Below are 11,223 nucleotides of genomic sequence, written 5' to 3'. Positions count from 1 at the left end.
GTTCCATCTGAACCGTGTGGGTTATAAAGTCTTGCAAACCCTCTGTATTCTCTTGTCCTAATAAGGTTCCATCTGAACCGTGTGGGTTATGTAAAAGGTGAAACGTGAGACGTGAGATGTGAGACGTTAAATCCACACTGTCATTTTGCAGCCGTGCGAAGAATCCCATGTTTTTCTTTTCAAGTCCAAAAATCAAAAAAGAGATACTTTAGCTTACAGCTTCAGAATTACACTGGAAAGGCAAGTTTACGAGAATTTTGGAACACTCTCATAATTTTGCATCTGGATTGAAAACTTTTTATTAAACAATTGTAAAATTTCATAAGAAGCTACTTTAAAAGCAGGTATAGGTTTTTTTCCATGTCTTTAAATTATCTCTCTTTGTTAGATTGGATATGTTTTATAAAGCTTAGATATTTAGATTTAAACCTACTACATAAACCATCTAATTTTTCTAATCCATCTTCATAATCAAACTGTTTTCTTTTATGTTTTTCAGTTCTTTGTTAAATGTTTGCGAATCTTCTTTATCCATCTGATTTCTAACGTTTCTTTGCAAAAGGGACTAAACATAGATGATGGTCTGTGTAAGGAAATAGTGTTTCTATGACTTTTGATATTCCAGGGAAATCATCACTTACTATAAGCATTACCGACCATTTGATGAAAATTTTTGTACTTGACATTTAACATAAAACATCCTGAGGCTGTAAGCCAAAAGATCTTCGGTTTTAAAGAAAATAAAGTAATTCATGAATTGCTATTACAGTAGATAAGCAAGAGATGTGAAGGGAAGTTTATTGATAGCTTTAGAATGACGATGCGAATTTCTGTAAGCGTTCTTACTTAATGATATCTAAGATTTCAGAATCATCTAAAATTGCAGATTTGTAGAAGACTAAGATGAAGTAATCATTAATTTGTCTAACAATTATAAATTCATAACCGGTTCTTAAATTCAAATAGTCATTTACATAAGTTTTTGGAGCTAAATTAAAATCATCTAATACTGCTTCGTCAAAATTTAACAATCCTTTTTTTTGCTTCTCTTTTGTGTTTATGTTAAACAAAACTATACCATTACAGTTTAGATTTTCGTACAATTCTTTAATAAAGATTTCTGGGTCTAATTTACCAGATTTGAACATTCTTACTGCTGTGCTTAAGTCATAAAATTTTCTATAAAATTCAGATTTATCATTACATTTAAGGTTTTCTATATACAGATTTTTTGCAAGATTATTAATCTCTTCCTTTTGCTTTTCAAGTAGATTCTTGTCTAAAAAGTATTTCAAAAGTATCAGCCAAAATCCTAAGGTTATAAAAATATAAGTAAAATCAGAAAAGCCAGACAGGTATATAGCTACTCCAAAAATAGATATTGTATATAGAGTCATGAATACAAGGTCTATTAAATTTTCAGCAAAGAAAATAAAAGTTATGAAAAATAAAGAAAAATAAATATTCCCGGTCGTATACATGAAATAATTAATAAGCAAAACATCGAATAAAAATAGAAGATGTTTTAAAAATTTATGACTATGTAAAGGATAAAGAACCAACATACCAACAAAATAAGCTATGGACAGTAAAGTCAAAGGTATTTTAAAGTCAAAATTATAAAGCTGAACATAAACTATTATTGATAAAGCTAAGATGAATCTTGTTAAGACTTGAAGTAATGAAGTGTTGCTACTCATTCAAAAATTTTCTTTGAAATCAAATTTATTGTAAAAACTGCCTTATTTTTAAATTCTTCAGAGAAGAAATTTTTATCCAAAATTTTATAAAATTTATTTGGGTAGGGTTTTAGCCATAAAGTGTTAATGTCTTCAAAATTAAAGTTAAAATCTTTGTCTATGATTAATGATATATCTAATCCATTATTTTTTATCAATCTCTCTAACCTTTTAATCAAACTTTTATTTATATTGTTAACTGCTAACTTTTCATTCCCTACGCCAGCGTTGTTTAGCAAAAAGAGCAGTAAAATATCATCTTTTTTTAGCTTTTTTAAATTTTCTATTAAGCACTGAAAATCATTGTTAAAGTTTATAAAAAATCGGGTACGAAATCCTTTTGGATACCCGACTTTCATATATCTATCTAAAATCTCTTTAAAGACGATATACGTTGAAAAATCTGAAAGTTTTTCTAAATTTTCAATGCTTAAATAATATATGAAAAACTTATCACCGTAGCCTATATCAAAAAAAATGCAGCTGTTGTTATTTTCATTAACAACATTCAGTTTTAAATTAGGATACTTTCTTAAATCTCTTTGAATAATTTTTTCTATCTTTTTCAATCTATCTCAATAATCCAGTGTTTATATCTTTCGTTTTTACCTCTTACTGCATCAAAATATATATCTTTAATCATCTTCGTTATTTTTCCGACTTTACCATCTGCTATTGGCTTGCCATCTATCTCAATTACTGGAGAAATCTGGGCTCCTGTTCCACAGAAGAATACTTCGTCAGCCACGTAAAGCTCTGTTCTTGAAATGCTTCTTTCTACAACAGGTATGTTTAAATCTCTTGCTATTTCCATAACTGCATTTCTTGTTATTCCTTCTAAAATATCATCACTCACCGGCGGGGTTATAAGCTTTCCGTTTCTAACGATGAAAATATTTTCTGCACTGCCTTCAGAAACATAACCATCTTTATTTAATACGATTGCCTCTTCTGCTCCGGCTAATAATGCCTCTGTTTTTGCCATTGCTGAGTTTACATAAGCACCCGTAACCTTTAATCTTGGTGGAATCATATTGTCACTTACTCTTATCCAAGAAGAAACCTTAGCCTTAATTCCTTTATCTGTGTCTATATAATCTCCAAGAGGTAACGTATAAATTGCAATTTTTGCGGTGTATCCAATTAATTTTGGTCCAATCGCCAAATCAGAGAAATACACAATCGGTCTTATATAAACATCTTCTTTATGATTATTAATTTTAACCAACTGTGCTGTTATGTCTACAAGCTGTTCTATCGTTTCTTCAATACTCATGTTTAATATTTTCATGTTTTTAAAAAGTCTTTCATAGTGTTCTTTAAAAAATAAGCCGTACATTTTATCGTTTTCTTTGTTGTAATAAGCCCTAATTCCTTCAAATACTGCTGTTCCATAGTGGAAAGAGTTGGTTTTTATGCTGATTTTTGCTTCTTCTTCCGGGACGAATTTGTTCTCAAAATATACTATTGCCATATATTATATTTCCTCCAACTTTTTTATTAAAAAATTTTATCATTTTATACAGAAGCTTGCAATTTAAATAAAAAAAATGATAGAATATTAGAATTAATTCTTATTTTAAGGAGGATGAAAGGTTAATGGCAACAGTAATAGTAGAAGGCGATATTGAGAAGGCATTGAAAAAATTCAGAAAAATAATTGAAAAAGAAGGTATTCTCACAGAATGTAAAAGAAGGGAGTTTTATGAAAAGCCATCTGTAAAAAGAAAAAGAAAAGAAAGAGCTGCAAGAAAAAGATTAATTAAAGCATTAAAGAAAAAAGGATTGTTATAATATGGCTGCAGAGCTTTTTAATAAGCTTCAAGAAGAGATGAAAGCCGCAATGAAAAGCGGCGATAAGGAGAAGTTATCAACAATCAGAATGCTAATCTCTGAAATCAAAAAAGTTCAAATCGATTCAAAAAAAGAGCTTACTGACGAAGAGATAATTTCTATACTTCAAAAATACATAAAGCAAAGAAAAGAAGCATACACACAGTATGAACAAGCCGGCAGAAAAGACTTAGCAGAAAAAGAATTAAAGGAAATAGAGATAGTTCAGCAATTCTTACCACCGCCATTATCAGAAGAAGAGCTAATAAAAATAGTTGAAGAGACAATTCAGGAAGTTGGTGCTTCTTCTATAAAAGATATGGGGAAAGTGGTCAAAGCGGTTATGGATAAAGTAAAGGGAAGGGCAGAAGGTTCTGTAATTAGCAAGATAGTTAAAGAAAAATTAAGTTAAAAACTATTTTTGACGAAATATTCATTATGGTTGATTTAATTTTATTGCTGATTTTTACTTATTTGATATTTAATGGTTTTTACAGAGGTTTTTTTAATATTTTCTTGAAAATTCTTGGATTTGGTTTAGGAGTTTTTTTAGGATATTTGTTCTATAAACCTCTTAGCATCTTCTTTAGTAAAGTTTTCTCAGGAAATATATTGATTATTGATTTCATGGCTTTTTCTTTCATAGTTTTGCTTACCTTAGGACTAAGCATCATTGTTGATAGTTTGCTTAAAAAAAGACTCTATACTATCAAATATGTAAAACTTACAGATAGAATACTTGGTGGATTACTTGCTATTGGTATTTTTAGTTTTTCTTTATTCATAATCTCAGAAATAAAAAACAAAAATAAAATCTTAAACACTCTCCTTTCAAATTCAAAACTTGTCTCTACATTTGAAAGGGTTAAACAGTCAAATTCTAATTGAATCTATCTTCTTATTGACTTAGATTTATTTTAAAGCCTTTAAGGAGTAGAGGATGTTCTAAAATTCCTGCAAGTTGTATAATATGCGTAAAATGAGTTTACTTTCGTCCGTCATCCTTGATGACTTTAGTCCGAAAGATTTTTTTAAAGAAGATAAGTTAGTGAATAAGTGAGAGTGAAAAGGCGGAAATTCTTCGCTCGGCTGCATAATGACGATGTTGATTTTTGCAAGGAGTCACTAAAAGGAGTATCTATGAACGTTATAATTTATGGTTCTGATGGTTTTGTTGGTAGGTATATAGTTAGAAATCTGTACAATAAAGTTAATCTTATTTTGCCTGCAAGAAATATAAAAAAAATTCAAGAAGTATTTAAAGATTTACCCTTAATAAATTATGTTCAAATAAACGATAATAACATTCAAGAGCCTATCTATAGATTTAAACCGGGCATAGTAATCAATCTCATCGGAATACTCACAGAAACAAGCAATCAAACATTTGAAAAGGTTCATTTTGAAATAACAAAGAGCTTAGTAGATGCAAGTAAAGCCGTCGGGGTTAAGAAATTCGTTCAGATGTCAGCCCTTGGTGCTGATATTGATTCTAAAAGCAGATATCTAAAAACCAAGGCAATGGCTGAAGAGTATATTATAAAATCTGGATTGAATTATGTCATTTTTAGACCTTCTATTATTATTGGAAGAGAGCAGAAACTGTTCGAAGATTTTAGATTCTACAGCAAGATAACCCCAATATTTATGGCTCCTTATGATGCAAAAGTGCAACCTGTAAGCGTTTTAGATGTTGCAGATTGTTTTGAAAAGGCTGTTATTTTTGATATAAAAAATGAAATTTTTGAGCTTTGCGGTAATGAAGTTATAAATTATGTTGAACTTTTTAAATTTGCCTTAGATTTTATAGGTGTCAAAAGAGTTGTTATGCCTGTGCCAAAGAAAACATTTAAACTACTTTTACCAATATTCTCTTTGATGTCTAAACCCATCATGACTTTAGACCAATATTACATGCTTGAAAAGGACAATGTCTGTAGTGGAAGATATAAAGGTGTTAAAGACTTATTAGGTTTTATAAGAGATTGGAGGAAGAATTTTTAATATATATTTAGTGAGACTGTTCCAATAATCCACACTGTCATTCTACAGCCGGCAAAGAATCTTGACCTTAAAGATGTCATTCTGAGCGTTAGCGAAGAATCTCCTGGTTTATTGAATTTCTCATCTGACGTATTTTTCATTAAAACATTCAAATATCTTAATATTTACAAAAAACCCTATTAAGTTAGTGTTTGACAACTTAATATTTTTTGTATTGAATATATGCAAATATATTTTTGTAGGAGGTTAGTATTATGAGAAAAGTTTTAGCGTCAGCTGCAATTCTTGCAGTAGCAGGGTCTGCAATGGCAACAAACGGAGATAACATGATAGGTGTTACTCCAGCATCCGAAGCAATGGGTGGTCTTGGCGTTGGTATGCCAATTGGCTCTGTTGATTCAATCTTTAGAAACCCAGCATGGATGAACTCAGAAAAAGGCTTTACTGTAAGCTTTGGTGGTATTTTATTTATGCCAGATGTAAAAGCAAGATATAACGGAACAGACCCTTATGGCAATAATCCTCGTGATACTGGTTATGTTTCTTCAAGAGCAAACTTCTTTACTGTTCCAGAGATAGGAATTACAAACAGAATAAATGATCAAGTGGTTGTCGGTATTGCTGCATATGGTGTTTCTGGTATGGGTGTAGATTATAGAGATAAAGACGGATATTTATCTAATATGCATACGACTTTACAGTTTATGAGAATCATTCCAGCAGTTTCTTATCAAGTGAATCCTAATTTATCAGTTGGTGTAGGACTTGATTTAGCATGGGGCTCTCTTGATATGGGCGCTACAATGCCAGATGGTATTGGTGGATATTATAACGCTGGTGGCGGTCAATCATCTTCTTATGGTGTAGGTGCACAATTAGGTATAGGTTATAAAGTTGGGGATTTAACTGTAGGTTTTAACTATCAATCTCCTGTTTCTATGAAATATAAGCATGTATTTAAAACTAACCCTAATGGCTCATATGAAGACCTAAAATTACAACAACCTCAAGAAGTTGCAGCCGGTATTGGTTATAGAGTATTACCAAACTTAAAAGTTGGATTAGATTTAAGATGGATCAACTGGTCTAAAGCAGATGGTTATAAACAATTTAAATGGAAAGACCAAACCGTGATAGCAGTTGGTGGTGAGTATCAAGTAACTCCAGCATTAAAATTAAGAGCTGGTTATAACTATGGTAAATCTCCAATCAGAAGCTATTCAGGGTTAGATGTTATGACGCCAAAAAATAATATACCTAATTTTAATCCTCCAAAGCCGTTCACAGACTTTCAAGTTCAATGGTTCAATTTAATTGGCTTTCCAGCAATTACAGAGCATCACATTACTCTGGGTGGAAGTTACCAATTTACAAAAAACTTTGCAGTTGATTTAGCATATGTACATGCATTTGAGAAAAAGGTTGAATCAACTGGAAATATGGGTGGTGGATTACCTCTTGTTGGAGCTAAAAACTCACAAAATGAAATTGGTATAGCTTTAAGATGGTCGTTCTAAGGCATTGGAGGTAATAGTTATGAATAAATTAGCAGTTTTAGGGACGGTTTTGTCCCTTTCTTTTTCAAGCTTTGCAGCAGAACCCTGGATGAGTCCAAAGTGGACAGAACAGTTTTGTGAGTATTGGAACAAAAATATGCAAACGGTCATGGCAGAATGGGCAGAATTCAACTTAAATAAACAAAAAGGTTATAAAACAATCCAATTTTACAGAGAAGATTGTAATCCACCTAAAAAGGTTGAAGTCAGAATTAAGTATGAAGACGGAAAAGCAGTATGTATTTATGGCGGTGAAGCTAAGGACCCAAATCCAGAGTTTGTTATGCACGCAACAGATGAAAACTGGAAGTCTTTAGCAAAAGGCGAATTTGGATTTATGGGAATGGGTATTATGAAAAAGATGACATTCCAAGGTTCTAAAGTTGAAGCAATGAAATTCATGGAACCTTTCAAAACTTTTTTAATCGGTCTTGGAAAAGTTCCTCATACAGATGCTTGCCCATAATATCTTTAAAAATATCCCGAGGCTTTAAAAGGTCTCGGGAGTCTAAATTTTCATTAACTAAGCTTGTTGGGGCGACAGGTAAGAATCTGTCTTTTAATCGATTTTTCAAATTCAAACAAAGAGTGTTTCAAAATTCTTGAAAGCTTAACTTTACGTCATTTTGAGGCCCGAAGGCCGAAGGATCTCATTTTTAAATTTTATAAAAACCGCTAATTTCTTACCCCAAGGTATTAAAAATATTTTACTCTTCTGAAATATCTATTTCTAAATCTTTAATCTTTTTAGAGATTGTGTTTCTGTGAAGTCCTAAATATTTAGATGCTAAAGATATATTTCCTTCTGTGAATTTTAATGTTTCTTTTATCAATATATATTCTGCTTCTTCTATTAGTTTTATGTAAATGTTTTTTCTTTTTCTTGTGAGTAGTTTTCTTACTTCAGTTAAAAATCCACTTCTCCAATCTCCTGTTTGCTCTTCTTCTCCTTTTATGTTTGCCGGCAGTAGGTCTGGTGTGATTGGTCTTTCTCTGTACATTGCAATAAGCTTAAATACAAGATTTTTCAATTCTCTAACATTACCAGGCCATGAGTAATTTACTAAAAATTTAATTGATTCTTGCGTAAATCCGCCAGATTTTAGGTTATATCTTTCTAATGCTTGTTTGGTAAAAAGCTCAACGAGTTCTGGTATATCTTCCTTCCTTTCTCTAAGTGGTGGAAGTTTAATCTCAATCACAGAAAGTCTATAAAATAAGTCTTCTCTAAATTTTCCTTCCGCTACAAGTTTAATTAGATCTTTGTTGGTTGCTGCAATTACTCTAACATCAATTTTATAAGACTTTTTACTTCCTATTGGTGTAATTTCCATCTCTTGCAATACTCTTAAAAGCTTAGCTTGTGCTTCTAATGGCATTTCTCCGATTTCATCTAAAAAGATTGTTCCGCCGTTTGCCTGCAGAAATTTTCCTTCCTTGCTTTTATCAGCTCCTGTGAAAGCCCCTTTTTCGTAGCCAAACAGTTCACTTTCTATAAGTCCTATTGGAATAGATGCCATGTTTAAAGCTATAAAAGGTTTGTCTGCCCTGTTTGAATGTTTATGAATAAGATTTGCTATTACTTCTTTACCTGTTCCACTTTCTCCGCTTATTATTACCGGGTCGTTAGAAACAGCAGCTCTACCAGCAAGCTTAAAAATTTCTCTCATAGCAGGGCTTTTTCCGATAATCTCTTGCGATGGAACTTCTGAAACTACTTTTGCTTTTAAGCACTCTTTTATCTCATTTATTACCTGCTTTATCCTTTCTATATCAAACGGTTTTGTGATGTAGTCATAGGCTCCATGCTTCATTGCTTCAATTAAATATTTATACTCAGAATGACCGGAGATGATTACAACGTACGGATGGTCTTCCAACGTGCTTATTTTCTTCAGCAGCTCAAGTCCATTAGAACCTTTTAAACCAATATCTAAAAATATAAAATCTGGTTTATACTGTGATATTACGTGTAAATCTTTTGGTGCTTCTTCAAATTCGTATGCTTCGACGTTTTCTTTATGTAAGATTCTTTTTAGTACATTTCTTGTGGTTTTTTCATCTTCAAAGATTAAAGCTTTTAGCATTTTTCCTCACTCAATGGGTAAGATTATTTCAAAGGTTGAATTGCCTATATATCTTAGTATACCTTTATGCTGTTTTACAATTTTGTATGACCTTGCAAGTCCAACACCTGTTCCAAACTCTTTTGTTGTATAAAATGGAATAAAAAGTTTATCTAACATGTCTTCAGGAATCCCTTGACCTGAGTCTTTTATCTTTATAGATATTTTATTCCTTTTTGGTGAGTAAATCTCATCAAAAGAAATTCCAGTCTCTACTTCTACCTTTCCTTTAAAATTGATAGCTTCAAGAGCATTTTTTATAAGATTTTCTATAACATTTAGTATTTGATTTTTATCTATTTTTATTTCCGGTAAACTTGGGTCGTATTTTCTCACAAACTCAACGTCTGGATAAATTTTGCTGAATTTTACTATTACATTATCTATCAGCTTATGTATGTTTTCTTTTGAGAGGTTTAACTTTTCCGGTTTGTTTAAGTATGCTATTTGATTTATAAACTCTTCAATTCTTTTTATTTCATACAGTATATCATCTAATAGCTCTGTTTCTCCCGGATTGTCTTTTAGATATTGGGCTGCTGCTTTTATTCCGGTAATGGGTCCTTTCATATCATGGAAAAGTTCTGAAAGCATTTTAGAAAAAGCGTATAAAGTTCCTTCTCTTTTTGATTCTTCTTCAAGCTTGTAAAATCTTGTGATATCTCTTAACAATAGTATGACTTTATCATTTTCGTATGGAAAGATGTCGATCAAAAATTTGTACTCATCTATCTCTTTATATAGATTTTTAACCGGGATACCTTCTTTTACATACTTTAAGTTGATAATATCTGATAAAAGCTTATTTAGCCTTCTGCCAAGAATAGACCGATAGTTTTCAAACTCTTGATTTGAGTATAAAATCTTTCCGCTAAAATCTAAAACTGTTATCGGCTCTAAGATACTTTCTAAAATTTCTTTTTCAAACATTTAGCTCCTGGCATATACTTAAAATTTTAAGCACTGAATGATTGCTTTTTAACTCTTTGCCAGATTCTGCTATGTTTCTTAATATAAAACCGATTGCTGTTTTATCTTTGATATTAACAGAAGTTATAAATCCAACCGGTTTGTCGTTTAGAAGTACTTTTTCATTTTCATCTAATACATTATCAAAGCTAAATTTTACCATAACTCTTGGTGGCTTACCTCTAAAATACACTCTTGCTATAGCTTCCTGCCCTACATAACATCCTTTATTTAAACTTATGGCATATTTCCAAATATTAGTTTCAAGGGGAAGAACTTTTTCTGCTAACTCTTTTCCAATTTTTGGAATACAGTTGTTTATTCTCAAATTTTCAAACTCTTCTTCATCTATTTTTAAATTTGTTGGCAGGTTTGATTTAATAGATTCAAGGTTACCGAATATATCAAAGCCTTTTTGTCCTAATCTTAAAGGATTATTTGCTATGTAAATATCTCCTGATTTTAGATATTTAAATTTCTCTGGTGCTTCTTTAAATGTTTGCTGTATAAACTTTTCGCTATCTTCTCCAAATATGTAAATATGCTCAAACTCTAAAACTCCAAAAAAGACCTGATAAGAAAGTTTAAGCTGTTTCAACTTGTTTAATACTTCATCTCTATCAAATTCAAAGTCAAGAATATAGTTTTCGTTGTCTTTAAAAACATAAAAATCCCAAATAGGAGAGCCTTTATGGTCTAACATAAGGTTGTAATTAAATTCTTTGTCATTAAGCTGGGCTATATTGTTTGTTAAAATACCTTGCAAAAAAGCTGTATGCTCTTCTTTAATACCTTTAAGATTTAACTTTGACTGTTTACCTTTAACCAAAATTTTATTTCTTTTTAGCTTTATCCAATTCATATTTTGTCCTGGTCAACCAAACTGTACAAAACTGTATAAAAGTGTAAAAAAGTGTATCAGCTTGCACAGTTTGGGTCAGGGTATTTGTATTCCGCCATTTCAGACACTTCCGACCCTGACAGGCGGTATTTTGG

The 11,223-nt window shown here is 31.3% G+C and carries 13 protein-coding genes; 6 read left to right on the top strand and 7 right to left on the bottom strand.

Annotated elements, in window-relative coordinates; translation table 11 throughout:
- From Q0929_RS07790 to Q0929_RS07775, 4 genes are all read right to left on the bottom strand, one after another.
- On the bottom strand, positions 1-196 hold a 196-nt coding region (locus Q0929_RS07790), incomplete at its 3' end, for a hypothetical protein (RefSeq protein ID WP_299239487.1).
- A gap of 646 nt (positions 197-842) precedes the next feature.
- Entirely contained in the window at positions 843-1,700 is an 858-nt protein-coding gene (locus Q0929_RS07785; RefSeq protein ID WP_299239485.1) for a hypothetical protein, read from the bottom strand.
- Positions 1,697-2,308: a hypothetical protein gene (locus tag Q0929_RS07780; RefSeq protein ID WP_299239483.1), complete on the bottom strand. Its 612-nt coding sequence runs from the start codon at positions 2,306-2,308 to the stop codon at positions 1,697-1,699. Before Q0929_RS07780 ends, Q0929_RS07785 begins: the two co-directional genes overlap by 4 nt.
- Complete coding sequence (locus Q0929_RS07775; protein ID WP_299239481.1) at positions 2,305-3,213, bottom strand: branched-chain amino acid transaminase; 909 nt, start codon at positions 3,211-3,213, stop codon at positions 2,305-2,307. Before Q0929_RS07775 ends, Q0929_RS07780 begins: the two co-directional genes overlap by 4 nt.
- Positions 3,214-3,338: 125 nt before the next feature.
- Between Q0929_RS07775 and rpsU the strand changes: the two genes are divergently transcribed.
- The 6 genes from rpsU to Q0929_RS07745 all read left to right on the top strand — a co-directional run bounded on the left by rpsU (position 3,339) and on the right by Q0929_RS07745 (position 7,598).
- A complete protein-coding gene (rpsU, locus tag Q0929_RS07770; protein WP_299239479.1) occupies positions 3,339-3,533 on the top strand; it encodes a 30S ribosomal protein S21 in 195 nt (64 codons plus the stop codon).
- 1 nt (position 3,534) lies between these two features.
- Positions 3,535-3,984 (top strand): GatB/YqeY domain-containing protein, encoded by a 450-nt coding sequence (locus tag Q0929_RS07765; protein WP_299239477.1) that lies wholly within the window; start codon positions 3,535-3,537, stop codon positions 3,982-3,984.
- Positions 3,985-4,010: 26 nt separating this feature from the next.
- On the top strand, positions 4,011-4,460 hold the full coding sequence (locus tag Q0929_RS07760; RefSeq protein WP_299239475.1) for a CvpA family protein: 450 nt from the start codon (positions 4,011-4,013) through the stop codon (positions 4,458-4,460).
- Positions 4,461-4,712: 252 nt separating this feature from the next.
- Positions 4,713-5,576, top strand: coding sequence for an NAD(P)H-binding protein (locus tag Q0929_RS07755; RefSeq protein WP_299239473.1), 864 nt, complete (start codon positions 4,713-4,715; stop codon positions 5,574-5,576).
- Between the two features lie 254 nt (positions 5,577-5,830).
- Positions 5,831-7,093, top strand: coding sequence for an outer membrane protein transport protein (locus Q0929_RS07750; protein ID WP_299239471.1), 1,263 nt, complete (start codon positions 5,831-5,833; stop codon positions 7,091-7,093).
- A 19-nt stretch (positions 7,094-7,112) separates the two neighbouring features.
- Entirely contained in the window at positions 7,113-7,598 is a 486-nt protein-coding gene (locus Q0929_RS07745; protein WP_299239469.1) for an SCP2 sterol-binding domain-containing protein, read from the top strand.
- A 241-nt stretch (positions 7,599-7,839) separates the two neighbouring features.
- Here Q0929_RS07745 and Q0929_RS07740 read toward each other — a convergent pair whose 3' ends face one another.
- The 3 genes from Q0929_RS07740 to Q0929_RS07730 are packed head-to-tail and all read right to left on the bottom strand — an operon-like array spanning position 7,840 to position 11,089.
- Positions 7,840-9,219, bottom strand: coding sequence for a sigma-54 dependent transcriptional regulator (locus Q0929_RS07740; protein WP_299239467.1), 1,380 nt, complete (start codon positions 9,217-9,219; stop codon positions 7,840-7,842).
- Positions 9,220-9,225: 6 nt separating this feature from the next.
- Positions 9,226-10,188, bottom strand: coding sequence for an ATP-binding protein (locus tag Q0929_RS07735; protein WP_299239466.1), 963 nt, complete (start codon positions 10,186-10,188; stop codon positions 9,226-9,228).
- Positions 10,181-11,089: a folate-binding protein gene (locus tag Q0929_RS07730; RefSeq protein WP_299239464.1), complete on the bottom strand. Its 909-nt coding sequence runs from the start codon at positions 11,087-11,089 to the stop codon at positions 10,181-10,183. The genes Q0929_RS07735 and Q0929_RS07730 overlap by 8 nt, the downstream gene beginning before the upstream one ends.
- Positions 11,090-11,223 lie beyond the last annotated feature (134 nt).

The organism is Sulfurihydrogenibium sp., assembly GCF_028276765.1.
In the GTDB taxonomy this organism is placed as follows: domain Bacteria; phylum Aquificota; class Aquificia; order Aquificales; family Hydrogenothermaceae; genus Sulfurihydrogenibium.
The sequence above is the reverse complement of the archived record's forward strand: the minus strand, read 5'-3'. Positions and strand labels throughout refer to the sequence as shown.